Genomic DNA, 25,094 nt, shown 5'->3' with positions numbered 1-25,094 from the left:
CTGCGATGGTTGGAATGCGCTTGGCGCCACCTGTACAAACGGGCGGTACTCCAGCTTTCGAAAGCGCATCACACCGACAATGTCAGCCACATCAGGAGACAGCAGCGGCAGCGCGGCAGGACCGGCACAAAGCCCTTCTGCGGCAACCCGAACTCTCACCATGCGCGGCAGCCGCATCGATAGCCGCGAGCTGTTTGCCGCCGAGCGCGAGATCATCATTGCGCATGGCGAGGACAGCTATCGTCTCCGCCTGACCTCGCAGAACAAGCTGATCCTGACGAAGTAACTGCAATGACATGTTGCCGCACCCTCACCCGTCTCCTGCTCTCCGGCGGACTCGCGTTCGCGTCTGCTGCGCACGCCGCGGGCATCACCGTGCATGACGCGCGCAATCGCCACGTCACTGTTACCGATTTTGCCCGCACGGTGTCGATCGGCGGCGCCATCACCGAGATCCTCTATGCGCTGGGATTGGAAAGCCGGCTGGTCGGCGTCGACACGACGAGCCTCTATCCGGCGGCGGCACTGCAAGACAAGCCGAATGTCGGCTACGTGCGCCAGATCTCGGCCGAAGGCGTGCTCGGTCTCAACCCGACGCTGATCCTGGCGATCCAGGGCTCGGGCCCACGCGAGACCATGGACATCCTGGAGACGGCGAAGGTGCCGCTGGTGCTGGTGCCCGAGACCTTTTCCGAGGAAGGCCTGATCGAGAAGATCAAGCTGGTCGGCCACGCCATGGGCGTCGATGCGCGTGCCGAATGTCTCAGCGCCGCGGTCGGCGCCGATCTTGCACAGCTCCGTGCCCTGCGCGCCAAGGTGACGAAGCCGGTGCGGGTGATGTTCGTGATGTCGCTCCAGAACGGGCGGGCGATGGTGGCGGGCCACAAGACCGCGGCGGATGAGATCATCCAGCTCGCGGGCGCGGCCAACGCGGTCGAGGATTACGATGGTTACAAGGTCATCAGCGACGAGGCGATCGTGGCCGCAAAGCCCGATGTCGTGCTGTCGATCGAGCGCGGCAAGGATTCGCTGCAGGCCGATGCAGTCTACACGCACCCCGGCTTTGCGCTGACGCCGGTCGCGGCCAACAAGAGCTTCATCAGCATGGATGGGCTTTATCTGCTCGGCTTCGGGCCGCGCACCGCGGCAGCGGCGCGCGATCTCTCAGTCAAGCTCTTTCCGGCCTTGGCCGAGGGCGGCGCGTTCGCGTCGGCGCTGTCGACGGCGAATTGCCGGCAATGAGCGTGGCCGCCGGGATCGAAACACAGAGCCCGCGACACAGCGCGGGACGGCGAGCAGCATCGTTCGCGATTCCCCTTCTGCTCGTGGTGCTCCTGGTCACCGCGATCGCCGCCCTGACGGTCGGCGCCGCCGGCATCCCGCTCTCCCGGCTGCCAGCCGCGCTGGGCTTGGCCGGCGAAAGCGCGGCCATGACGGCCCGCGACCAGCTCGTGCTGTGGTCGATCCGCATTCCCCGGATCGCGGCGGCGGCGATGATCGGCGGCCTGCTTGCCGCGGCCGGCGCGATCATGCAGGGGCTGTTTCGCAACCCGCTCGCCGATCCCGCCCTGGTCGGCGTCTCCAGTGGCGGCGCGCTCGCAGCCGCGAGCGCGATCGTCTTCACCGATTCCCGCTTCGGCGAGGCGCTGCGCTTTCTCCAGACCGAGCTGTTGCCCCTCGCGGCCTTCGCAGGTTCGCTGGCGACCACCACAATCCTCTACGGCATCTCCAGCCGCTCGGGACGCACCTCGATCGCGATCTTCCTGCTCGCCGGCGTCGCCATCACCGCGATTGCCAATGCGGGCATCGGCCTGCTGGTATTCATCGCCGATGACCGTCAGCTGCGCGACATCACGTTCTGGATGCTGGGCTCGATGAGCGGCGCGACCTGGACCAAGGCCGCCGTGCTCGCGCCGGTGCTCATTGCCGGACTCGCAGGCTGCGCCTTCATCGCGCGCGGCCTCGACCTGCTGGTGCTCGGCGAGGCCGACGCCTTTCACGGCGGCGTCGACGTCGAGCGCCTGAAGCGGATCTCGATCGTGATGGTCTCGGCCATGACCGGCGTCGCGGTGTCGATCAGCGGCGTGATCGGCTTCGTCGGCATCGTCGTGCCGCATCTGCTCCGTCTCGTGATCGGCCCGGCGCATCGCCTGCTGCTGCCGGCCTCGGTGCTATCAGGCGCGATCCTGATGGTCGGGGCCGACACGCTGGCGCGGACCATCGTGGCGCCCGCGGAGATGCCGATCGGCATCCTGACGGCGGCCGTCGGCGCACCCGTCTTTCTCTTCATCCTGCTGCGGCAGCGCGGGCTCGCCGCGCTATGACCGCAGTGCTCGATGCACGACACCTAGGCAAGCGCGCCGGCCGCGCGACATTGCTTGACGGCGTCGGCCTAACGGTTGCGGCCGGCGAGATGATCGCCATCATCGGCCCGAACGGCGCCGGCAAGTCGACGCTACTGCGGCTGCTCTCCGGCGATCTCCGCCCGAGCGCCGGCGAGGTGCGGCTCAAGCAGCGCGACATCGGCAGCTTCGCGCCGCGCGAGCTCGCCGCGCGCCGTGCGATGCTGTCTCAGCACATCAACGTCACCTTCCCCTTCACCGTCGAGGAGATCGTGCTGATGGGCGCGGGCGAGCGCAGCTTGCGCGAGGCCGGCCCGCTCGTCGACGCCGCGCTGGACGAGGTCGGACTGTCGCATTTCCGCGAGCGGCAATTGCCGACGCTGTCGGGCGGCGAGCAGCAGCGCGCTCATTTCGCCCGCGTGCTGGTGCAGCTCGCCTGCGGCGAGGCCAAGCACGGCCCCGGGCTCTTGCTGCTGGACGAGCCGACATCGAGCCTCGATCTGCGTCACCAGATCGACCTCGTCGAGGCGGCCCGCCGCCGCGCGGCTGCCGGCACCGCCGTGATCGCGATCCTGCACGATCTCAACCTCGCGATCCGCTTTGCCGACCGGCTGGTCGTGCTGGCCGGCGGCAGGCTCGCCGCGGACGGTCCGCGCGCCGAGGTCGTCACGCGGGAGAGGATCCGGGATATTTTCGAGATCGACGCGGACGTGCATCAGGTTGACGGCGTGCCTTATGTGCTGCCGCAGTCGATGCGGGCTGCGGGGCAAGCTGAACTGCCGCCACGGTGAAGGTGCGCTCCCTCGCCCCGTTCTTACGGGGAGAGGGTTGGGGTGAGGGGCCTCTCTCCACACGCGAGATGGTCGAGAGACCTGTACCCCCTCACTCGGATTGCATCTTCGATGCAATCCGACCTCTCCCCGCAAGCGGGGCGAGGTGAAGCTGCGCCACCTGTGCAGGAAATCAGCCCGCCGGGACGATCACCATGCTCTTGTCCTTGGGCCAGCGGATGCGCCAGGCGAAGTTGATGTCGCGGGCCTCGCCGGGCTTGGCGTCGAACGACCATTCCAGCACGCCGCGCTTGTCGCGGATGTTGTTTGCGGTCGGCTGGGTGCTCGAGGGCAGCATCTCGACGACGATGTCCTCGTTCTCGCTGACCGGCAGCTGATCCTCGATCGCGACGCGAATCGGAAAATCATGCCCGTTGCGGATCGTGGTCTTGAACGAACGCTCGTCGGTCTTCGACGTCGTGACCAGGAGGCCTGCCGAGCCTTCGTTGCGCTTGAGCACGGCGCGTTCGATCTTGACCTTGTCGTCGGCGCCGAACCCGAGCCGCACGATGTCGTCCTTGGTGGACGCCGTGATCTTGCCGCGGCCGACGAAGGTGCCGTCGCGATAGATCGCGACCTTGCCCGGCAGCAGGGTCGTGTCGTCGGTCTGCTTGAAGCTGGCTTCCAGGAATGCGGTCGGATCCAGCACCGGCGCGGCGCGCACCGCGAGATCGGCGGGCACATTCACCGAAGCGATACGTAGGCTCTTGGCACCGTCGGCGGCGCCGAGGCTGACGCGGCCGGGAATCCTGAAGGTGGCCTGGAAATCGCCGATCTCGGCGACGGCCTGTTGCTCGTCGGCGCGCTCGCGCAACTCGATCGCTTCGGCAGCCTTGGACATGGGCTCGTACGAGCGCTGGCGAACAGTTGGCGCAGGCCGCGCTAGATCCGAGGCCGTGCCAAGGGCCATGGGCTTCGGCACTTGTGGATATTGCGCGATCAGCGAATGCAGCTCCGGAGCACTGCCGCCGCGGCTGATGCGCACGGTGGAGACGCCGAGCGTCACGTTCGACCAGTCCTCGCCGGTGGCCTGCGTCACCTCGGCGCGACGAACCAGTTCGAGCTGCGGCTTGCGATCCTTGGCGCCGGTATCGAGCCGCGCATCGTAGAGCGGCACCCAGCGCGCGTTGCGCACGGCATAGGTCACGCGCAGCGTCGCCTTGGTCGCGGCGGCCGAGGCGACGTCGATCCGCACTTCCAGCTTGCTCGGCGGCTTGGCCGAGCGCTCGGCTTCCAGTTGCGCGATCTGGCGGTCGAGCTCGCGCTGTTTTCGCGTGGCATCGCGAATTGCGCTGTCGGCGGTCGCGATCTCCTCGGCGACCGCGGCAAAGGCCGCGCGCCATTCAGCAATCGGGCGCGCCTCGCCCTTCTCGCCGAGGCCGGCCGGCGACGCCTCGGCAAAATGCTGCGCGAACTTGCGCCGGGCATTGGCCGAGTCGATCGCACCCTGCAGGTCGGCCCGTTGATCCTTCAGCGCTTCGATGCGCTTGTCGAGCTCGGGCAGGTTGATCGGCGGCGCGGCCTTCGGCGGGCGTGCGTCGATCGTGCCGATGGTGAGCTTGGCGCCCGCCTCGCCTTCGACGCGGAGGGAAGATGGATCGAGCGAGAGCGGAAAATCCTTGGCCACCAATGTCGAATCGCCGGAGGCGAGATCTAGCGAAATGACGCGGGTGACGGTGGCACCGTCGGGATAGACGGTGACCGTGTCGATCGTCGAATTGGCGTCCACATTGGCCGCCCATAACGGCGATGCGAGCGCCGTGGTCACCAGGACCAGGCCCGTGGTTGCCAAATATCTTGCGGTGATGCGCATAAAGTCCCTCCTGCCGGTATCGCCGCGCCGCCAGCCGGACGCGCGCGATGAGATGCCTCGCCATCGTGGTTGGACGCGGCAGGGAAGGAACCGGTTCGATTGAGACTTCCGTGGGGCGCCGCCGCGGCGGCACCATGTCTGTGGAACGCTCGGTGGTCCGGGCGGCTTCAGGCCTGGGTCGGCGAGCCCTGACCGAAAATGCGCCGGAGCAGATCGGTCACGTTCTTGGCGCCGGCCTTCTTCAGGACGCTGGCGCGGTAACCTTCGACCGTCCGCGCGCTCAGATGCATCCGCCGGGCGATCCCCTTGTTGGTGAGGCCGGCGGCAAGATGCTCGAGCACGTCGGCTTCGCGCGCGGTCAGAGGCTCACAGCCCGGCAGCCAGCGTTGCCCGATCGCCCCGGGTTGCGCGAATTGATCGATGGCGGCATCGATCCGGTTGACGATGTCGTGGGTGCGGAACGGCTTTTCGATGAAGTCGGTCGCGCCGCTCTTGATGGCGTCAACCGCCATGGCGATGCTGCCATTCGCCGACGTCACCAGCACCGGCGCCATGCAATTCTCCTCGCGCAGCTGCCTGAGCACCTCGAGAGCGGAGCGATCCGGCGGCATCTCCAGCAGCACACAGGCCGGCATCCGCGTCTTGGCTTCCGAGAGCAGAGAGGCACCATCGGCAAAGCAGATCACGTCATAGGCGCTCTGTTCGAGCGCGGCGGAAAGTTGTTCGCGGGAGGCGGCGTCAGTGTCGATGACGAATACCTCGCCCTTGGAATGCATGTTCCCCGGCATAGTCCCGATCCAGCAATGTCTTGGTCAAATGGCCCGAGACGGCCGGGCCCCGTCGCGCCCGCCGTCAGTGCGCACGGCATTCACGCCAGTGCATCGGTTTTCCTTATGTATGCGCCGCCGGGTTCCCCGATTTGACCTATTGAGACAGAAACTTTACATTTCGGGACATTTGCGGGTATGGCTGGCAGGAACGGTTTGCATGACCGACCTCATTCGCAGCGCAGGCTTGAGCTGTTACCCCGACGTCGCGCGGTCGGTCGGGCTGGACCCCAGCCAGATGATGCGCAAGGTCAGGCTCCCGCTGGCCTGCCTCGACCAGCCCGACATCCCCATCGCCGTCACCGGCCTGCGCCGCCTGCTCGAACTATCGGCAAAGGCGTCCGGTGCAGAGGATTTCGGCCTGCGTCTCGCCGAGCGCGGCGGCCTCACCAATTTCGGCGCGGTCGGCCTGATCGTGCGCGAACAGGCGACCGTCGGCGAAGCGATCGAGGCGTTTTCGCGCTTCATCCATATCCATCACGACGGCATGCGGCTCGACGTCACGCGTGACGAGCGGACCGTGACCATCACGCTGCATTTGCGCGGCCGGCAGCCGCGCGCGCCGCGGCAGTCGATCGACATGGCGCTCGGCAGCGTTCAGCGCATCATCCAGTCGCTGTTCGGAGGCGATTGGCGGCCGCTGGAAGTGCATCTGCACTACCCGCCGCCGCTCGACCGCAAGCGTTACCGCGACTTCTTCGGCTGCCGGGTGATCTTCAATGCGGACGACGATGCGATCCTGTTGTCGGCGCACGACATGCAGCGCCGGATCCCAAGCGCGCATCCCTTGATCGCGAGTTACTTGCGCAAGCGGATCGAGGCGATCGAGAGCAGGCCGGCAAGCTGGGAGGCGAAGGTCGATGAGGTGGTGCGGACCCTGCTCGCCAGCGGCGATTGCACGGTCGAGCGCGTCGCCGAGCATCTGGCCTGCACCCGCCGCACCATCCACCGCCGCCTCGCCGCATCGGGCACCAGCTTCTCGGCCATCCTGGACGCGCAGCGCGCCGATCTCGTGCTCCAGCTGATCGAGGATCACACCCGGCCGCTGGCCGACATCGCGGTGCAGCTCGGCTTCTCCGCGCAGAGCGCCATGGCGCGCTGGTTTCGCGGCCGCTTCGGCTGCACCATCACCGATTGGCGCAAGGGCGTGCGGCCTCGCTCCGCACCGCCCTCGGCAGGTGCAGCCTGACTTCAGCGCGCGGGGGCGGGCACGCCCATCGTGGCGAGCGCCCGCCGCCCGCTGCCGGCGAGCAGCGGACCGAACGCGACGGCAAATCCGAGGAAGGCGAGGATCCAGCCGCAGGCAGCGACGTACAGCAGCACGTCGCCATACGCGGGCAACACGACGGCACCGATTCGGGCCAGAGCCGCGATGACGATTGCAGCATAGATTGCCTGGACCGCCGGCGAAGCCGTCAGCGCCTGTCCGGTATGGCCGAGGCTGGCGCGGGTCATCACCGCGAGCGTCATCGTTCCCGCAGCACCCGCCATCCAGGCATGGATGCCGGCGCTCGGCGGCAGCTCGCCGAAGGCGGCCACAGCGTTCAGGATGAAGCCGAGCGGCACGAAGACATAACCGACATGCAGGATCAGCAGCAGCCGCTCCCGCGTAGTGCGGTCGCCGGCCCAGCGTGCAAGCCGAACCAGATGCAGCACGCCGACTGCCGCCATCGCGACGCCGGTGATCATGTTCAGCGGTGCCGCGATCCATGCGATCAGCGCCAGCGCGCTCAAGCCGATCACCGCGCCATCGAATCGTCCGAACGGCACCGGCAGGCGGCCGGGATTGAACTTGACCAGCCAGTTGCGGGTGAAGCTCGGAATGATGCGGCCGCCGATCAAGCCGATCAGCAGGACGACCACGCCGATGCCGACGCGGATGCTGACGTCGGCCGCGCCTGCGTAATGCGTCTCGACATGGAAGGCGACGTTGCCGGCGAGCAGAACCAGCACCAGCCCCACCACCGGCAGATTGCGCCAGTTGCCGCCCGCGATGATCTCGCGCGTTGCGGCGGCAACGACCAATGCCAGGAACGCGGCATCGACGACCAGTGCAAACGTCCAACCGGTATTCGCCGACAGCGTCACCGCGACGCGTCCGGCAAGCCAGACCGTCACCAAGCCCGCGAGCGGCGCGCCCTGGATCGGCAGGCGCCCCGTCCAGTTCGGGATGGCGGTGAAGAGGAAGCCGGTGATGACGGCCGGCAGGAAGCCATAGAGCATCTCGTGGATGTGCCAATCGCGCGGCGCGAATGCGGAACTCACCGACAATTCGCCGTAGAACATCGGCAGCCAGACCAGGATCGACAACGCCGCCTGGATTGCGGCGAGCAGGAAAAAGGGGCGAAAGCTGTTCGCAAACAGCGGCCAGCCCGTAAAGTTGCGGGATCGGGCGCCAGCCATGGGTCAACTCCAATCAAATCAGACTGTTGCTTGGAAAAATACTGCCACCGGGCGGCCTCGTTTTGCGCTAACGCAAACTACCTGACGATTGCAGGTGCCATCACACTCCCTGATGCCAGGGGAGGCAGAATGGCCAAGGTCGACACATCGCTGGTTGCGCATTTGCCGCTGTTTGCGGGGATGACGCCGGAAGCTCTCGACGAGATCCTGCGTGAGGCCCGCTCGGCGCGCTATCCCAAGAACAGTGCGATCTTCGAGCAGGGGGCGGACGCGCAGTCCTTCTTCCTGCTGCTGCACGGCCATGTCCGCGCGGCCAAGACCACACCTGCCGGCGAGCAAATCGTGGTGCGCTATGTCACGCCCGGCGAGACGTTCGGGCTCGCGATGGCGATCGGAGCCGCGCGGTATCCGGCGACGGCCATGGCGGTCGACGACAGCGTCGTGCTGATCTGGCCGACTTCGGCCTGGCCGCGGCTGGTCGAGCGGTTTCCGGCGCTTGCCGCCAACACGCTCCAGACCGTCGGCACGCGGCTGCAGGAAAGTCACACCCGCATCCTGGAAATGTCGACCCAGCAGGTCGAGCAACGCGTCGCGCACGCGCTGCTTCGCCTCGCCAAGCAATCCGGCAAGAAGCTCGACCACGGCATCGAGATCGACTTCCCGATCAGCCGCCAGGACATCGCGCAGATGACGGGCACCACGCTGCACACCGTCAGCCGCATCCTGAGCGGCTGGGAGAGCCAGGGCCTGGTCGAGAGCGGCCGCCAGCGCATCATTCTGCGCGAGCCGCACAAGATTGTGGTTCTGGCGGAGCGGAGCGTCGACAGCGGCACGGCGTGAGAGACACCTCTCTGCTCAAGTAAGGGATGAGGCGCGCTTCCGCTTACGGCGAAAGCGCGCTCATCATCCGGGAACCCACGCACGCCTGCGCGATTCCTGATCGTTTCACGCCGGCACGCACTCGATCAGCGCGGCGAGGAACTTGTCGCGGTCAATGCCATGCTCGCGGCAGACGTCATCGACCGTGTGGAAGGTCGCGATCGGACAGCCGACGCAAGCCATCCTGAAGGCGAGAAACACGCGGATCGTGTGCGGCGCCAAATGCATGATGTCATCGACCAGATCGTCGGATCGGAAGGACATGGACAACTCCATTCCGATCGACGATAGCGACGCGGGACCGAGTTTCTTTGTTGGAGCGCAAGCTGGCTCGTCATTGCGGGGCGCGCGTAGCGCGAACCCGGAATCCATCGAGCAGCAACCAGTGCAGTGAAATGGATTCCGGGTTCGCGCCAAGAGGCGCGCCCCGGAATGACGGGGGGCTACACCGCCCGACTGTGCAACTGCTTGCCTGGATCCAGATGCGCATCGAACGCAGCGGCGACGCTGCGGACCAGGAAGCGCGAGTCCTTGGCGACAGCGAGTCGATCGCCCTCCACCCTCACGACGCCGTCGGAAATCAGCGGCTTCAGACGCGAGGCAGATTTCAGCATGGCGCCGGCCTCCGCGCCATGGCGCGCGCAGATGTCACCGAGATCGGCACCGAACTCGCACATGATGCGTTCGATAATGTCGGCGCGCAGCCGGTCGTCATCCGTGAGGCCGTAACCCTTCGCGGTGGCGAGGCGGCCGGCAGCAATGCTCTGCGCATAGGCGCCGATCTGCACCTCGTTCTGGACATAGCCCTGCGGCAGGTGCCCGATCGCGCTGGCGCCGAAGCCGAGCAGGACTTCGCTCCGGTCGGTGGTGTAGCCCTGGAAGTTGCGCCGCAGGGTGCCCTGCTCGAACGCCACGGCCATGGCATCGTCGGGCCGCGCGAAATGATCGAGCCCGATCTGCACGTAGCCGGCCTCTTTCAAGGCATTGGCGATGGCGCAGGCCTGGTCGTGGCGCGCAAGGCCGTCGGGCAACACGCCTTCATTGATCATGCGCTGGTGCTTCTTGAAGGCTGGCACGTGAGCATAGCCGAACACCGAGAAGCGGCTGGGTGAAAGCGCGAGGCTGCGTCGCACCGTCTCCAGGCACGAAGCCACTGTCTGGTGCGGCAGTCCGTAGATCAGGTCGAAGTTGACACCCTCGATCCCGGCGCCGCGGAGCATCTCGACCACGGAGGCCGTCTGCGCGAAGCTCTGCACACGGTTGATCGCCCGCTGCACCACCGGGTCGAAGCTCTGCACGCCGAGGCTCGCGCGGTTGACGCCGGAGAGCCGCATCGCCTCGACCATGTCCGCGCTCAATGTACGGGGATCGATCTCGACCGCGATTTCCGCCGAGGGCAGCACGAAGAATTCCTGACGCATCGTCGCCATCAGCTCGGCAAAGGCGTCCGGCGCCATGATCGTCGGCGTACCGCCGCCGAAATGAATGTGCTCGACCTTGATGCGGTGGCCGATGGTTTCGGCCGTCAGCGCGATCTCTCTGCGTAGCGTCCGCTGGTAGCCGGTGATCAGTTCGTCGCGGCGGACGATCTGGGTATGGCAGCCGCAGTACCAGCACATCTCGCGGCAGAATGGCACGTGCAGATAGAGCGAGGCGCTGGCGGCCACGGGCAGCTCCGCCAGCCAGCGGGCATAGGCGTCCGGACCGATCGCCGGCGTGAAATGCGGTGCGGTCGGATAGCTGGTATAGCGTGGCAGGCGTTCCTCGCCGTAGATCGCCGCAAGATCAGCTCTCATAAGTTACCCATTCGTAAATGCCCGCCGCGCGCGAGACATCGCGGCAAATCACGGAATGAATTCAAATAACCCGGATCGGCGGACGCGGCTTTGCGCTCGCGCAAAGCGCGGATACCGTTTCCCGGCCATGGTGAGAAAAAATCGCGGCCATCCGGAGCGTTCGCCATGAGGCTTTTCGCACTCGAACTCATTCTCTCCCTGCTCGACGTCCGCGGTCATATCCCGCGTTTCGACGACTTCCGGCCGGCCCCGGCCGCGCCGGCCCCCGCCGGCGCGGTGCGCGCCCCGGCGGCCGCGATCGCCGTCTTCGTCGCGCTGTCACTGGCGATCTGGGGATTGGTCTGGCTCGCCGTGAACCTGCTCTGAACGGACGCGCCTTCGCCAAGGCCTGTCTTGCGATCTCGTCCACGCGCATGAGCGGGGCAACCGAGATCGTCATCCAGCTTGAACATGCAAACGAGTTGCCGCTGAGTTGACGCTCGGCCTCGATCGGCATCGCGCCTGCGGACGCGGTGAGTTGCCATCGCCGATCCCGCTCCTTCGAGAAATCTAGGTCATGTTGCCGAACGCGAATCCGGCGGAAGCTTGTCGCAGCACAAACACGCTTGCCGCAATCGGCGCACACTGCACTCCGTCATCAAAACCATTTCAGATGAAGGATGCTTCCGATGTTCACCCGCAGAGCCGCATTGATCAGCGCCGCCGCGACCGCCCTGATGTTGGCGATCCCGGCTTTCGCCGCCGGCGATCTCAAGCTGCCGCGTCAGAAGGTAGAGCTGGTCGCTCCGCCCTTCGTGCACGCGCACGAGCAGGCCACGACACAGGGCCCCAAGATCGTCGAGTTCAGGATGACGATCGAGGAGAAGAAAGTCGTCATCGACGACAAGGGCACCACCTTCCAGGCGATGACGTTCAACGGCTCGATGCCGGGCCCGCTCATGGTCGTGCACGAGGGTGACTATGTCGAGCTGACGCTAGTCAATCCCGCGACGAACACCATGCCGCACAACATCGACTTCCATTCCGCGACCGGCGCACTCGGCGGCGGCGAGCTCACGCTCATCAATCCCGGCGAGCAGGTCGTGCTGCGCTGGAAGGCAACCAAGACCGGCGTGTTCGTGTATCACTGCGCACCGGGCGGCCCGATGACCCCCTGGCACGTCGTCTCGGGCATGAACGGTGCCGTGATGGTGCTGCCGCGTGAGGGGCTGAACGACGGCAAGGGCCGCGCGCTGAACTACGACAAGGTCTACTATATCGGCGAGCAGGACATGTACGTGCCGCGCGACGAGAAGGGCAACTTCAAGTCCTACGAATCGCCGGGCGAAGCCTTCACCGAGACCGAAGAGGTGATGAAGAAGCTGACCCCGACCCATGTCGTGTTCAACGGCAAGGTTGGCGCGCTCACCGGCAAGAACGCGCTCACCGCGAAGGTCGGCGAGAACGTGCTGATCGTGCACTCGCAGGCCAATCGCGACAGCCGTCCGCATCTGATCGGTGGCCACGGCGACTATGTCTGGGAGACCGGCAAGTTCGGCAACGCGCCCGAGGTCGGGCTCGAGACCTGGTTCATCCGCGGCGGCTCGGCGGGAGCTGCGCTGTACAAGTTCCAGCAGCCCGGCATCTACGCCTATGTCACGCATAACCTGATCGAGGCGGCCAGTCTCGGCGCCACCGCGCACTTCAAGGTCGAAGGCAAGTGGAACGACGATCTGATGATGCAAGTGAAGGCGCCTGCCGAAATACCTCCTGCCAGCACCAACTAGACGCGACGAAGGGGCCGGTCATCGCCGGCCCCTTTTTTCCTTCTGCGGAGGAATGATTGTGCTGATCGCATTCAAGCTCAAGCTGGCACTTGCCTGCGCGGCCGGGCTTGCGGGGCCGCTGGCCGTTGCGCCTCTGGTCTCGGAGCTGACGATGCGCCATGCCGTCGGCGAGCCGGCCTTGGTCGAGGTCGCCCCGGGCAGCTTCGCCTATCGCGAGGCCGGCGATTTCACCCGCGGCGGACAGCAGGCGGAAGCGCCGATGCGCACCATCCGGATCAACCGGCCGCTGCGCATCATGCGGAATCAGGTCGCTTCATCCGACTATCAGCATTGCGTGCAGGATGGCGCCTGCCGCGCACTCGATCGCGACGTGGCAATCGCCCCCGATCGCCCAGCAGTGCAGGTGAGCTGGCACGATGCCGAGGCCTACGCAGGCTGGTTATCGCGCAAGACCGGCCATCAATACCGCCTGCCGAGCGACGAGGAATGGGCCTTTGCCGCCGGCTCCCGATTCAAGGACGACGGCGCACCGGTCGATGCAAGCGACCCTTCGAAGCGCTGGATCAGCCGCTATGAGCGCGAATCCGAACGCGACCTCTCCGACACCACGGCTCATCGCTTCGGCAAGTTCGGCCCGAACGAGCATGGCGTCGAAGACCTCGCCGGCAATATCTGGGAGTGGACCGCGACGTGCTTCGTGCGCTCGCGTGTCGATGATTCCGGCAATCCCGGCCGCGCGACCGTGAATTGCGGCGTGCGCGTCGCCGAGGGTGCGCACCGCGCCTATGTCACCGACTTCATCCGCGACGCCCGTGCCGGCGGCTGCGCCCAGGGCGTGCCGCCCGCCAATCTCGGCTTCCGCCTGGTGCGCGAGGAGACGTCGTGGCTGGCCAGCGTCTCGCAGCGCCTGAGCAAGATGAGGCCGGCAGGATCATAGGGCGTCAATTATTTCCCATGACCGTCGCTTCAGTATTAGAATGAGTCTAAAAGATACTTTGGAATTGCTCTAAGCTTATGCTCTCGCGACATCGCGTCGCTAACGTTGGCCCCCCGCCTGCGCTACTCAATCGGCGTTCAATCTCGCGCCTGGGAGCAGCCCTTATGATCTATCTTCGCGTCCTCGCCGCGTCTGCGGCGGTGTTGAGCCTGACCACGTCTTTCGTGTCGGAGGCAGCCGCCAACGGCGAGGTCAACGTCTATACCTACCGCGAGACCAAGCTGATCCAGCCGCTGTTCGATGCGTTCACCAAGGACACGGGCATCAAGGTCAACGTCGTCTCCGCAAGCTCCGGTCTGGAGCAGCGCATGAAGGCGGAAGGGGCCAACAGTCCGGCCGACGTGCTGCTGACGGTGGACATCGGCCGCATCGACGAGGCCGTGCAGGCCGGCGTCACCCAGCCGATCAAGTCGGAGGCGGTCGACAAGGTCGTGCCGGCGCAATATCGCGATCCGGACGGACACTGGGCCGGCATCTCCATGCGCGCGCGCGTGATCTATGCCTCGAAGGATCGCGTCAAGCAGGACAAGATCACCTATGAGGAGCTCGCCGATCCCAAGTGGAAGGGCAAGATCTGCATTCGCTCGGGCCAGCACATCTATAACAACGCGCTGTTCGCGGCCTACGCGGCCAAGTACGGCGAGGCCAAGGCCGAGGAATGGCTGCGGGGCCTGAAGGCGAATCTCGCGCAGAAGCCGTCGGGCGGCGATCGCGAAGCCGCGCGTGACGTCGCCGCCGGCAAATGCGATATCGGCATCGGCAACACCTATTACTGGGCGCTGATGATGAACAACGATCCCGAGAAGAAGCCGTGGGCGGAGGCGACCCGCGTCATCCTGCCGACCTTCGAGGGCGGCGGCACCCACGTCAACCTCTCCGGCGTGCTGCTCGCCAAGAACGCGCCCAACAAGGCCAACGGTACCAAGCTGATCGAGTGGCTCGTCAGCGAGCAGGCGCAGCAGATGTATGCCGACCAGAACTACGAATATCCGGTTCGGAGCGGTGTCGCCGTCAATGCGACCATCGCCGGCTACGGCAAGCTCGTCCCGGATCCGTTGCCGATCGCAAAGATCGCCGCCAACCGCAAGGCTGCGGCCTCGCTGGTGGACAAGGTCGGCTTTGACAACTGATCTCTGGCGGCCCACGTCTATCGAACTGCTGGAAGCTACGAGCACACGGCCTCGATCGAGGGGCCGTGTGCGGGCCGGTCGCGCCGCAACCGCCATCGCGATCGCAACCGCGGTCCTGGTCGCGGCGCCCGTGATCTCGATCGTTTCGCTGGCTTTGCAGCCGGCATCCGAAGTGTGGCACGACCTGATCAACTACGTGCTGCCGGCCGCCCTTCTCGACACTGCCCTTCTGCTCGTCGGGGTCGGCGCGGTCACACTTTTGATCGGCGCCGGCACTGCATGGGTGATGTCGCGCCACGATTTTGCCGGCCGGGGCATGCTGCTGTGGCTGATGCCGCTGCCGCTGGCGATTCCGACCTATCTTGCGGCGTATGTCTATGCCGATCTGTTCGAACCGCTGGGCCTGGTGCATCGCACCCTGGCGACCTGGCTGCCGCTGGGCGATGCCCTCGGCCTTCTGCCCAACCTCCGCTCGCTGCCGGGCGCCATCTTCGTGATCGGGCTCGTGCTCTACCCTTACGTCTATCTCTCGGCGCGTGCGACGTTCCAGGTTCAGTCAGCCGAATTCGCGGAAGCGGCCACGACGCTGGGCGCCGGCCGATGGACCATCTTGTGGCGCGTTTCACTGCCGATGGCGCGGCCGGCGCTGGCGGTCGGCGTGGCGCTGGTCGCGCTGGAAACGCTCAACGACATCGGAGCCAGCGAATATCTCGGCATCCGCACGCTGACGGTCTCGATCTTCACCACTTGGCTCAACCGCGGCAGCCTTGCCGGTGCAGCGCAGCTCGCATGCCTGATGCTTGCGATCGTCGCCGGCCTGATCGCGATGGAGCGTTACGGCCGTCGCAACGCCAGCATCGAATTCTCGGCCGAAAGCCCGCATGTGAGGCGGCGAACCCCGCTGTCGGGCGCAAGAGCGTCGATCGCGTTCGCGGTCTGCGTGCTGCCGGTGCTGATCGGTTTCGTGGTCCCGCTGCTCTATCTGGCGCATCAGGCTCTCGGCCGCGGCCTGCTTGCAAATTTCGACCCGCTGCTGTGGCGCCACACCTTCCATTCGTTTGCCTTTGCAGGGCTCGCAACGCTCATGGCCTTGATGCTTGCGCTCGCCACGACGATCGCGCATCGCTTGCGGCCGGATCCTCTGCGATATGTCGCGCTGAGCATCGCGCAGGCCGGATACGCGCTGCCGGGTCTCGTCATCGCTCTCGGCCTGCTCACCCCGGTGCTGACGGTCGACAATGCGCTGAGCGCGGTCGCGACCTGGACCGGACGTTCGCTTCCGGGGCTAGTCCTGGTCGGCTCCGGGATGGCCGTCGTGATCGCCTACACGATTCGTTTTCTGGCTGTGCCGGTCGGCATGATCAAGGCCGGGTTCGACAGCATTCCGAGCGACTATGACGAGAGCGCGCGCGCGGTCGGCGCCGGCCAGGGGGTCATGTTGAGGCAGATCTATCTGCCGTTGCTCCGGCCCGCGATGCTTGGCGCCGTCATCATCATGTTCGTCGACTGCCTGAAGGAGCTGCCGGCAACGCTGCTCCTGCGGCCCCTCAACGTCGAAACGCTGTCCACGTCGATCTACCAGTACGCAAGCCGCGGCAATTTCGAGGACGGCGCGCTCGCGGCCCTCCTGATCATCGCCGCGAGCATCGGCCCAGTTGCCTGGCTGACCCGGTTCTCCGAGGTGCCGAGCGGCCCCGCTTGAAGGGGCACATCGTCCGCACATTCATGGCGCTTCGACCAATTGATAGCAAACGCTTGGTTGTCGCCGGTGCCTGCAACCTGCTCAAATCTTCCGCGCGAACATGCGAAAACCGGGCGCGCCGATGATTGCCTCGAAATTCGGGTCGCGCTTCTCTTCCGCGAAGACAAAACCCGCCTTCACGTAGGCGCGCTCGGCCGGCTCGTTGCCGATCAGGAACGATATCGTCGCCCGGGCAAACCCAGCTGCCCGCCCTTTGTCCAGCGCATGCGCGATCAACGCCTGCATCAAGCCACGACCACGATAGGCAGGGTCGGTCGCGACATGCTCGATCATCCAGTCGCCCTCGCCGCCCTGGACCCAGCAAGCTCGCGAATAGGCACCGCGCTGACGGATGGCGTCGAGCTCTGACGCCGTCAGCCCAATTGAGAGACCGACCTCTTCGACCGCGCGCCATGCCGCCGGTCCGGTGCCGGCTGCCGGCACGGCGCAAAGTGCAGCAGCGGGCTTGCCATCAATCTCGGCGACCAGGAACCGCGAAAAATGCCACATCGACACCGCCCGTGCGACGGCGACGCGCGCGACGAAAGCGAGGCACTCCGCTTCCGGCCAGCCGAGCGCCACGTCGAACCAGCCGCGCGGCCGGTGGCCGCGCATCGAATTCAGGATGGTTTGTGCGATGAATTCGGCATCTTCGGGACGCGCGGACCGTATCGTCATGCGCGCCCCTTTACGACGACCCTACGTGTTCTTCAGCGCGACGCGGAATTCGGCTTCGGTCTTGGACTTGATCTCGTCGAGCGTGACGCCGTCGGCGAGCTCGATCAGCGCCATGCCGCCATCGCCGTGCTTGTCGATGGTGAAGACGGCAAGATCAGTGACGACCATGTCGACGACGCGCTCGCCGGTCAGCGGCAGATTGCACCTCTTCAGGAGCTTCGGGCCGTCCTTGGCCGAATGCTCCATCACCACGACGACGCGCTTGACGCCTGCGACGAGATCCATCGCGCCGCCCATGCCCTTGACCATCTTGCCGGGGATCATCCAGTTGGCGAGATCGCCGTTCTGGGCCACCTGCATGGCGCCGAGGATCGAGAGATCCATGTGGCCGCCGCGGATCATGCCGAAGGAATCCGCGCTCGAGAAATACGAGGTCGACGGCAGCTCGCTCACGGTCTGCTTGCCGGCGTTGATGAGATCGGCGTCTTCCTCGCCCTCATAGGGGAACGGCCCCATGCCGAGCATGCCGTTCTCGCTCTGCAAGGAGACGTCCATGCCATCGGGGATGTAGTTCGAGACCAGCGTCGGGATGCCGATGCCGAGATTGACGTAATAGCCGTCGCGCAATTCCTTCGCGGCGCGCGCGGCCATCTGTTCACGGGTCCAGGCCATGTGAGTCTCCTGTTGCGCTTAAGCGGCGGTACGCGGGCGGGTGTTGCGGAATTCGATGCGCTTCTTGGCCGTGCCGACCTCGACGATGCGCTTCACGAAGATGCCGGGCGTGTGGATGTGGTCGGGATTGAGTTCACCGGCGGGAACCAGATGCTCGACCTCGGCCACCGTGATCTTCGCGGCGGTCGCCATCATCGGGTTAAAGTTGCGCGCGGTCTTGCGGTAGATCAGGTTTCCGGCGGTGTCGCCCTTCCAGGCGTGCACGATGGCGAGGTCGGCGAACAGGCCGCGCTCCATCAGGTACTTCTCGCCGTCGAATTCCTTCACTTCCTTGCCTTCGGCGATCAGCGTGCCGACGCCGGTCTTGGTGTAGAAGGCCGGGATGCCGGCGCCGCCGGCGCGGATGCGCTCGGCCAACGTGCCCTGCGGATTGAACTCGAGTTCCAGCTCGCCGGCGAGGTATTGCTGGGCGAACAGCTTGTTCTCGCCGACATAGGACGAGATCATCTTCTTGATCTGGCGGGTTTCGAGCAGGCGGCTGAGGCCGATGCCGTCGACGCCGGCATTGTTGGAGACCACGGTCAGGCCCTTGACGCCGGAATCCCGGATCGCGTCCGACAGCTCCTCGGCAATGCCGCAGAGGCCGAAGCCGCCCGACATGATCATCATGTTGTCTTTTAGAATGCCTGACAGCGCCGACTTGGCGTCGGGATAGACCTTGTTCATGCAAAAAACCTCGACTGAACCTTGGGCTGGCGGGCGTCGCGCCTCATTGGCGGCGATTATTAGGCGAAATCGTCCGAAGCCGTCAATGATACGGGGTTCTCCGCTCCGCCCCCGGGTGATAGAAGCTGCCCATGCCGTGGGCATAACCGCGCAGCGGCCTTGAAAGCGTCAAGAAAACCCATCAAGTTGCGGTACTTAACACCATAGGATCTGGGCGTTCGGCACACACGTTTCGCGGCCCGCCCTTCTGGCTCCAACGACCAACCCGATCAGGACATGCCATTGACCATGGCCCAAGGAATGAAGCGCCTCGGGACGCCGATCGCGGCGCTGCTTGGCGTCGCGCTGATCGCCCTGATCGCGACCTCCTGGCTCATCAACCGCGACGCGCTGCGCAAGGCGGTCGAAGCGCAGATCCGCGACGTCACCGGGCTCGAGCTCAATGTCGCAGGCAGCATCGAGATCTCGGTGCTTCCGGCGAGCTACATCTCCTTCCGCGACGTCGGCCTCAAGGGCGGCGGCACCAGCGCTCCCGCGCTCCAGGTCGACGTGCTCACCGCGAATTTGCGGTTGCTGCCGCTCCTGCTGCAGCGTTTCGAGATCGCCGACCTGACGCTGCTGCGGCCGCGCATCCACGTCAGCCTGAAGCCGGACGGCGAGAGCAACTGGACGCCCTTCATCCAGACCATCGCACGCACCATGAAGCCGGGGGCCGAGAACCAGGTCTCGTTCTCCGAAATCCGCATCCAGGACGGCGTGCTCGATTACGAGGACGTTGCCACGCGTGCCACCGAGAAGCTCGAGGACATCGACCTGTCGCTGGCCTGGCCTTCGATCTCGCGCTCCTTTGCCGCGACCGGACAGTTCGACTGGCGCGGCGAGCGCGTCGACGGTTCGATCAGCTTTTCCGATTTCGTGGCCGCCCTCTCCGGCGACCGCTCCGGCCTGAAGGCGCGCATCGCCAGCGCGCCGCTCAAGCTCGCCTTCGACGGCAGCGTCGCCAATCGCACCAGCCCGATGATGGAGGGCACGCTCACAGTGGACAGCCCGTCCTTGCGCAACGCGCTGCGCTGGACCGGACAGCCGCAGCCCGGCAGCGGCGGCTTCGGCCGCTTCGTGCTGAAGGCGCGCGCCAACGTCGTCGGCGCCTCGATCGCGCTCACCAATGTCAACGTCGAGCTCGACGGCAATGCCGCCGAAGGCGTCATGACCTACGCCAATAACGGCCGGCAGACGCTGCAGGCCACGCTCGCCGCCGACGCGCTCGACTTCACACCTTATATCTCGACGTTCCGCCTGCTCGCGAGCGGCGCGCGCGACTGGAACAGGCAGCTGTTCGACCTCCAGGGATTGTCGACCACCGATCTCGACATGCGCCTGTCGGCGGCCAAGCTGACGGTCGGGCCCACGCGGCTCGGCCGCACCGCGATCGGCGCCAATTTGCGCAATGGCACGCTGGCGCTCTCGGTCGGCGAGGCGCAGGTCTATGGCGGTATCGCGAAAGGCTCGTTCGGCATCGCGCGGTCCGATACGGTCGCCGACATCAAGGCGCAATTCCAGTTCACCGACGTCGATCTGCAGGCCTGCGCCACCGAGCTGTTCGGCCTCAACAAGCTGTCCGGCCGCGGCAACATCAACGTCTCGCTGTTCGCCTCGGGCTCGAGCCCGTTCGGCCTCGTGCAGTCGCTCGACGGCAGCGCCACCGTGACCGGGCATAACGGCGCGATCGCGGGCTTCAATGCCGAGCAGCTGCTGAAGCGGCTGGAGCGGCGGCCGCTGTCGGGCGGCGGCAATTTCCGCAGCGGCTCGACGCCATACGACAAGCTCACGATCGCCGTGAAATTCTCCGACGGCATCGCAACCGCCGAAGACATCCGCATCGAAGGCCCGGCGGCCAAGATCACGCTGACCGGCACCGCTTCGGTGCCGACCCGCGAATACGACATGAAGGGCGTGGCGAGCCTCAACACGGCGTCCGGCTTTCAATTGCCCTTCATGGTGCAGGGCCCCTGGGACGATCCCCTGATCTTCCCCGATCCCGAAAGCCTGATCCGGCAGTCGCCGGCGGCGTCTCCCTTCCTCGATCTCCTCAAGCAACGCATCACGGGTGGAAAGCGCCCGGAGGGATCGCCGACCGCCCAAAATGCGAAAGAGGGCGCGAAGTCGAACTGACGATTGTGCGCCGTGGGGCGCGCGCGAATTGATCCCGGTGAATTGATGCGGCGATTGGATCGATGCGCGCATGATGCATCTCCGACGCGCTACGACCTTGGTCCGACAAGATGCGTTGATTGCGCTACCACCATGCGCTAGTGTTTTATACGACCGGTTAAAACACCGGCCGTTTGAGGGAGAAAAACGTGAAATCCAAGGTTATTGGCGCAGTTTCATTGGCGGTCGCTGCGGTTGGGCTGTTTGCCGCCACTGCGCCCGCATTTGCACAACAGAAGACGATCACGGTCTGGTGGGTCAAAGGCTTTTACAAGTCCGAGGACGAAGCGCTCGCCGAGACGATCAAGAAGTTTGAAGCCAAGACCGGCATCAAGGTCGAATTGTCGCAATACGCGATCCAGGACATGATTCCGAAGACCGTCGCAGCGCTCGATGCGGGCACCGTGCCCGACGTCGCCTATTCCGACAGCTACGACGTGCAGGTACAGGGCAAGTGGGCCTATGAGGGCAAGCTCGAGGACCTCACCGACGTCATGGAGCCGATCAAGGGCCGGTTCGTGCAGAACACGCTGGACGCCTCGATCCTCTACAACGACGTCGCCAAGAAGAAGGCCTATTACGGCTTCCCGCTGAAGCAGCAGAGCATGCACGTCCAGATCTGGAACGACATGCTGGAGAAAGCCGGCTTCAAGCAGAGTGACATCCCGAACGACTGGACCGGCTACTGGAGCTTCTGGTGCGACAAGGTGCAGCCGGCGATCCGTAAGGCCACAGGCCAGCGCATCTATGCCGTCGGCCAGCCGATGGGCGTGGAATCCACCGACTCGTTCCAATCGTTCTACACCTTCATGGACGCCTACCACGTCAAGCTGGTCGACGACGACGGCAAGCTGCTGGTCGACGACCCCAAGGTCCGCGACGGCCTGATCAAGGCGCTGAAGGACTACACCGACACCTACACCAAGGGCTGCGCCCCGCCCTCCGCGACCACCTGGAAGGACCCGGACAACAATGTCGCCTTCCACAACAAGACGATCGTGATGACCCACAACTTCACGATCTCGATCGCAGCAAAATGGTACGAGGAGTCACAGAACCAGAACCTCACGCCGGAACAGCGCGAGGCCGGCAAGAAGGCTTATGAGCAGGACATCGTCACGGCGTCCTTCCCCAAGGCTCCCGATGGCTCGACCATCAAGTATCGCTCCGACGTCAAGACGGGTCTGATCTTCACCGCGGCCAAGAACAAGGCCGAGGGCAAGCAGTTCCTCAACTTCCTGCTGCAGGAAGAGAACATCCGTCCCTACATCGAGGGCGCGCTCGGCCGCTGGTTCCCGGTGACGAAAGAAAGCCAGGAAAGCCCGTTCTGGCAGGCCGACAAGCACCGCAAGGCCGTCTACACCCAGTTCAAGGGCGGCACCTCTCAGTTCGACTTTACCAGGAACTGGAAGTTCACGATCTTGAACAATGAGAACGTGTGGGCGAAGGCGATGAACCGCGTCGTCAGTGAGAAGGTTCCGGTCGACAAGGCTGTCGACGAACTCATCGCCCGCATCAAGCAGGTCGCGGGCTGAGTCGTCCGCCCATCTCTCCGCGTTGCGGGGGAGAGTGCAACAACAACAACACCGGCCGCGTCTCGCGGCCGGCTTCTCTTTGAAGAGTCCGAAAGAATGGCGATCACGCTCTCTGGCGATCAGGCAATACCCGGCCCGCCCCTGTCGTCGCGGCTGACCCCGGCGCAGGTCTGGGGCATCCTCCTGCTAACACCTTATCTGCTCGTCTTCCTTGCCTTTGTCGTCTATCCCGTCTGCTACGGGCTCTGGCTGGCACGCGATCCGGCGAACTATGTGGCGCTGTATCACGACCCGATCTTCGCGCGCGCTGCAATCAACACGCTGATCTTCCTGGTCGTCGGCATCAACATCAAGATGATGATTGCGCTGTTCCTGTCCGGCTTCTTCGCGCAGCAGCGCACCTGGATCAGATGGCTGTCGGTGATCTTCATCCTGCCTTGGGCGGTGCCGTCGATCCCGACCATCCTGTCGGTGCGCTTCATGCTCAATCCCGAATGGGGCATGGTCAACCACTTCATCTTCTCCCTGACCGGCGATGACGGCCCGAACTGGCTGAACGACCCGACCGTCGCGCTGTGCATGGCGATCGCCGTGCACATCTGGAAGTCGCTGCCGTTCTGGACGCTGATCCTGATCACCGGGCGCCTTGCGATCTCGCACGATCTGTTCGAGGCCGCCGAGGTCGACGGTGCCAGCTGGTGGCAGAAATTCCGCTACATCACCTGGCCGTCGATGCAGACGCTCTACGTCACCTGCACGCTGCTCTCGATGATCTGGACGCTGGGCGATTTCAACAGCGTCTACCTGCTCACCGGCGGCGGACCTGCCGACCTCACGCACGTGCTGGCGACGCTCGGCATCCGCTATCTTCGGCTCGACCAGCTCTCGCTCGCGATGGCATCCATCGTCTGCGCGATGCCGTTCGTCCTGCCACTGGTTTACTTCATGATGAAACGGTTGTCGCGATGAAGCTTCCCTCCCTCCGTGACGTCGCGACGGAAGCGCGGCTGCTGCTGATCGGCATTCCCGTCTTCCTGTGGACGATGATCCCGATCTACCACATGTTCCTGTTCGCGATCTCCCCGAAGGAGGACGCGTTCTCGGGCAAGCTGTGGCCGGACCATCCGACGCTGCACAACTTCGAAATCGTGTTCAAGCAGCAGCACTACTTCCTGCGCGACTTCTACGCCCAGTTCTGGAATTCGACGCTGATCGCAGTCTCCGTGGGCGTGCTCACGCTGTTCATCGCGACCGCCGCGGCGTTCGCGATTTCGCGATTGAAGGTGCCGGGCGGCCGCGCCGTGCTGAACCTCGCGCTCTTCACCTATTTCATTCCGGCGGCGTTCCTCGCGGTCCCGATGTATCGCACGATGGGCAATTACGGCCTGCTCAACAATCACTGGTCGCTGATCCTGGCCATGGTGACGATCGCCTCGCCTTACGCGATCTGGGTGCTGAAGCAGGCCTCGGACAAGCTGCCGGTGGAGCTGGACGAAGCCGCGGTGATGGACGGCGCCACCACGCTGCAGATCTTCCGCCTGGTCTATTTGCCGCTGATGATGCCCTCGCTGGTCGCGATCGGCACCTATGCGGTGCTGCTGGCCTGGAACGAGTATCTCTACGCGTTCCTGCTGCTGTCGAACGACCGCGACATCACCCTTCCCGTCGCGCTCGGCAACTTCCTCGCCGCCGACGACTCGCCGTGGGAGCTGCTGATGACGACGGGCTTCATCTACGCGCTGCCGCCGGCCGCGGTCTATTACGCCTTCCGCCGCTACATGGTGGGCGGGCTCACGGCGGGTGCGGTGAAGTCGTAAATGGGCTGTCATTCCGGGATGGTCCGAAGGACCAGACCCGGAATCTCGAGCTTCTCAGGTGCGCCATTCCGCACCATGGTTCAATGCTGCGTATCGCTCCGGAGTGACGCTCTCCCCTACAGCGGCGCCGCGCTCTCGCCCTGCGAGCTCGACAGCTTGGAGGCGAGCGAAGCGATCACGATCACCACCGCGATCAGCGCGATCACCAACGTGCAGATCGCGTTGATCTCGGGCTTCACGCCGAGCCGCACCTCCGAATAGATACGGATCGGCAGCGTCGCCGAGCCTGGGCCGGTGGTGAAGCTCGCGATCACGAGATCGTCGAGCGACAGCGTGAACGCCAGCATCCAGCCGGCGACGATTGCAGGGGCGATCAGCGGCAGCGTTACGGCAACGAACGCACCGACGGGATTGCAGCCGAGATCCATCGCCGCCTCCTCCAGCGAGCGATCGAGCGAGCCGAGGCGCGACTGCACGACCACCGTGACGAAGCACATGGTGAGCGTGGTGTGGGCGATCGTCACCGTCCAGAAACCGCGCTCGGCGTTCAGCGCAACGAACAGCAAGAGCAGCGACAATCCGGTGATCACCTCCGGCATCACCAGCGGTGCGTAGAGCATGCCTGAGAACAGGGTGCGACCACGAAAGCGTTCACCGCGCGACAGCGCCACCGCTGCGAGCGTGCCGAGCAGCGTCGCGATCGTCGCGGAGGCGACAGCGACCCGCAGGCTCATCCAGGCCGCCTCGATCATGGCGCGATCGTTGAACAACTCATGATACCAGCGCAGCGACCAGCCGCCCCACACCGTCACCAGGCGCGAAGCGTTGAAGGAATAGAGAACGAGGATCAGGATCGGCAAATAGAGGAACGCCAGCCCCAGCGCGAGCGAGGCGATGTTGAAGCGGGACAGGCGGGAGACCTTGCGCATCG

The 25,094-nt window shown here is 65.2% G+C and carries 24 protein-coding genes; 15 read left to right on the top strand and 9 right to left on the bottom strand.

The genetic code is table 11. From position 1 onward, the window contains the following. The first annotated feature begins 79 nt into the window (after window positions 1-79). From I6F33_RS04365 to I6F33_RS04350, 4 genes are read left to right on the top strand one after another with little or no spacing between them, the layout of a single operon-like run. Window positions 80-286: a hemin uptake protein HemP gene (locus I6F33_RS04365; RefSeq protein ID WP_036022033.1), complete on the top strand. Its 207-nt coding sequence runs from the start codon at window positions 80-82 to the stop codon at window positions 284-286. Window positions 287-291: 5 nt separating this feature from the next. Beyond that, on the top strand, window positions 292-1,242 hold the full coding sequence (locus tag I6F33_RS04360) for a hemin ABC transporter substrate-binding protein (protein WP_225139237.1): 951 nt from the start codon (window positions 292-294) through the stop codon (window positions 1,240-1,242). After that, window positions 1,239-2,324, top strand: coding sequence for an iron ABC transporter permease (locus tag I6F33_RS04355; protein WP_225139238.1), 1,086 nt, complete (start codon window positions 1,239-1,241; stop codon window positions 2,322-2,324). The genes I6F33_RS04360 and I6F33_RS04355 overlap by 4 nt, the downstream gene beginning before the upstream one ends. Then, a complete protein-coding gene (locus tag I6F33_RS04350) occupies window positions 2,321-3,133 on the top strand; it encodes a heme ABC transporter ATP-binding protein (protein WP_109142537.1) in 813 nt (270 codons plus the stop codon). Before I6F33_RS04355 ends, I6F33_RS04350 begins: the two co-directional genes overlap by 4 nt. A gap of 172 nt (window positions 3,134-3,305) precedes the next feature. Here I6F33_RS04350 and I6F33_RS04345 read toward each other — a convergent pair whose 3' ends face one another. Together I6F33_RS04345 and I6F33_RS04340 are read right to left on the bottom strand one after the other, a co-directional pair. Next, on the bottom strand, window positions 3,306-4,985 hold the full coding sequence (locus tag I6F33_RS04345) for a mucoidy inhibitor MuiA family protein (RefSeq protein WP_225141218.1): 1,680 nt from the start codon (window positions 4,983-4,985) through the stop codon (window positions 3,306-3,308). 167 nt (window positions 4,986-5,152) lie between these two features. Continuing rightward, window positions 5,153-5,773 (bottom strand): response regulator transcription factor, encoded by a 621-nt coding sequence (locus I6F33_RS04340; RefSeq protein ID WP_225141216.1) that lies wholly within the window; start codon window positions 5,771-5,773, stop codon window positions 5,153-5,155. A 199-nt stretch (window positions 5,774-5,972) separates the two neighbouring features. Between I6F33_RS04340 and I6F33_RS04335 the strand changes: the two genes are divergently transcribed. After that, a complete protein-coding gene (locus I6F33_RS04335; RefSeq protein WP_225141214.1) occupies window positions 5,973-7,001 on the top strand; it encodes an AraC family transcriptional regulator in 1,029 nt (342 codons plus the stop codon). A gap of 2 nt (window positions 7,002-7,003) precedes the next feature. Here the strand turns inward: I6F33_RS04335 and I6F33_RS04330 are convergent, their stop codons facing one another. Continuing rightward, on the bottom strand, window positions 7,004-8,215 hold the full coding sequence (locus I6F33_RS04330) for an NnrS family protein (protein ID WP_225137479.1): 1,212 nt from the start codon (window positions 8,213-8,215) through the stop codon (window positions 7,004-7,006). Window positions 8,216-8,344: 129 nt separating this feature from the next. On the opposite strand from I6F33_RS04330, the gene I6F33_RS04325 reads away from it, so the two are divergent. Beyond that, window positions 8,345-9,055: a Crp/Fnr family transcriptional regulator gene (locus tag I6F33_RS04325; protein WP_036021991.1), complete on the top strand. Its 711-nt coding sequence runs from the start codon at window positions 8,345-8,347 to the stop codon at window positions 9,053-9,055. Between the two features lie 105 nt (window positions 9,056-9,160). On the opposite strand, the gene I6F33_RS04320 is transcribed toward I6F33_RS04325, so the two are convergent. Together I6F33_RS04320 and hemN are read right to left on the bottom strand one after the other, a co-directional pair. Next, on the bottom strand, window positions 9,161-9,358 hold the full coding sequence (locus I6F33_RS04320; protein WP_225141212.1) for a DUF1858 domain-containing protein: 198 nt from the start codon (window positions 9,356-9,358) through the stop codon (window positions 9,161-9,163). Between the two features lie 179 nt (window positions 9,359-9,537). Further along, window positions 9,538-10,890 (bottom strand): oxygen-independent coproporphyrinogen III oxidase, encoded by a 1,353-nt coding sequence (gene hemN, locus I6F33_RS04315; RefSeq protein ID WP_225141210.1) that lies wholly within the window; start codon window positions 10,888-10,890, stop codon window positions 9,538-9,540. A gap of 165 nt (window positions 10,891-11,055) precedes the next feature. On the opposite strand from hemN, the gene I6F33_RS04310 reads away from it, so the two are divergent. The 5 genes from I6F33_RS04310 to I6F33_RS04290 all read left to right on the top strand — a co-directional run bounded on the left by I6F33_RS04310 (window position 11,056) and on the right by I6F33_RS04290 (window position 16,485). Next, on the top strand, window positions 11,056-11,256 hold the full coding sequence (locus I6F33_RS04310; RefSeq protein WP_225141208.1) for a hypothetical protein: 201 nt from the start codon (window positions 11,056-11,058) through the stop codon (window positions 11,254-11,256). Window positions 11,257-11,558: 302 nt separating this feature from the next. Beyond that, the gene (gene nirK / locus I6F33_RS04305) at window positions 11,559-12,656 is read left to right on the top strand and encodes a copper-containing nitrite reductase (protein ID WP_225141206.1); all 1,098 of its coding nucleotides are present in this window, start codon (window positions 11,559-11,561) and stop codon (window positions 12,654-12,656) included. Window positions 12,657-12,714: 58 nt separating this feature from the next. Beyond that, window positions 12,715-13,593, top strand: coding sequence for an SUMF1/EgtB/PvdO family nonheme iron enzyme (locus tag I6F33_RS04300; protein ID WP_225139243.1), 879 nt, complete (start codon window positions 12,715-12,717; stop codon window positions 13,591-13,593). A 164-nt stretch (window positions 13,594-13,757) separates the two neighbouring features. Then, a complete protein-coding gene (locus I6F33_RS04295; protein WP_035998784.1) occupies window positions 13,758-14,783 on the top strand; it encodes a Fe(3+) ABC transporter substrate-binding protein in 1,026 nt (341 codons plus the stop codon). Window positions 14,784-14,850: 67 nt separating this feature from the next. Continuing rightward, a complete protein-coding gene (locus I6F33_RS04290) occupies window positions 14,851-16,485 on the top strand; it encodes an iron ABC transporter permease (protein ID WP_225141204.1) in 1,635 nt (544 codons plus the stop codon). Window positions 16,486-16,566: 81 nt separating this feature from the next. Here the strand turns inward: I6F33_RS04290 and I6F33_RS04285 are convergent, their stop codons facing one another. From I6F33_RS04285 to I6F33_RS04275, 3 genes are read right to left on the bottom strand one after another with little or no spacing between them, the layout of a single operon-like run. After that, window positions 16,567-17,202, bottom strand: a complete 636-nt coding sequence (locus tag I6F33_RS04285; RefSeq protein ID WP_225141202.1) for a GNAT family N-acetyltransferase — start codon at window positions 17,200-17,202, stop codon at window positions 16,567-16,569. Between the two features lie 21 nt (window positions 17,203-17,223). After that, window positions 17,224-17,874, bottom strand: a complete 651-nt coding sequence (locus I6F33_RS04280) for a CoA transferase subunit B (protein WP_035998776.1) — start codon at window positions 17,872-17,874, stop codon at window positions 17,224-17,226. Window positions 17,875-17,892: 18 nt separating this feature from the next. After that, window positions 17,893-18,600 (bottom strand): CoA transferase subunit A, encoded by a 708-nt coding sequence (locus I6F33_RS04275; protein WP_035998773.1) that lies wholly within the window; start codon window positions 18,598-18,600, stop codon window positions 17,893-17,895. A 288-nt stretch (window positions 18,601-18,888) separates the two neighbouring features. Between I6F33_RS04275 and I6F33_RS04270 the strand changes: the two genes are divergently transcribed. The 4 genes from I6F33_RS04270 (at window position 18,889) to I6F33_RS04255 (ending at window position 24,163) form a co-directional block, all read left to right on the top strand. After that, window positions 18,889-20,772, top strand: a complete 1,884-nt coding sequence (locus I6F33_RS04270; RefSeq protein WP_225141310.1) for an AsmA family protein — start codon at window positions 18,889-18,891, stop codon at window positions 20,770-20,772. Window positions 20,773-20,960: 188 nt separating this feature from the next. Next, the gene (locus I6F33_RS04265) at window positions 20,961-22,346 is read left to right on the top strand and encodes an ABC transporter substrate-binding protein (RefSeq protein ID WP_109142529.1); all 1,386 of its coding nucleotides are present in this window, start codon (window positions 20,961-20,963) and stop codon (window positions 22,344-22,346) included. 96 nt (window positions 22,347-22,442) lie between these two features. Further along, on the top strand, window positions 22,443-23,315 hold the full coding sequence (locus I6F33_RS04260) for a carbohydrate ABC transporter permease (RefSeq protein ID WP_035998764.1): 873 nt from the start codon (window positions 22,443-22,445) through the stop codon (window positions 23,313-23,315). Beyond that, a complete protein-coding gene (locus I6F33_RS04255) occupies window positions 23,312-24,163 on the top strand; it encodes a carbohydrate ABC transporter permease (RefSeq protein ID WP_035998760.1) in 852 nt (283 codons plus the stop codon). Before I6F33_RS04260 ends, I6F33_RS04255 begins: the two co-directional genes overlap by 4 nt. A 116-nt stretch (window positions 24,164-24,279) precedes the next feature. On the opposite strand, the gene I6F33_RS04250 is transcribed toward I6F33_RS04255, so the two are convergent. Next, entirely contained in the window at window positions 24,280-25,092 is an 813-nt protein-coding gene (locus I6F33_RS04250; protein ID WP_036041161.1) for an ABC transporter permease, read from the bottom strand. Window positions 25,093-25,094 lie beyond the last annotated feature (2 nt).

It is taken from the genome of Bradyrhizobium sp. BRP20, assembly GCF_020194215.1.
Classification (GTDB): domain Bacteria; phylum Pseudomonadota; class Alphaproteobacteria; order Rhizobiales; family Xanthobacteraceae; genus Bradyrhizobium; species Bradyrhizobium yuanmingense.
Note: the sequence above shows the minus strand (reverse complement) of the source record. Positions and strands in the feature narration are given on the sequence as shown.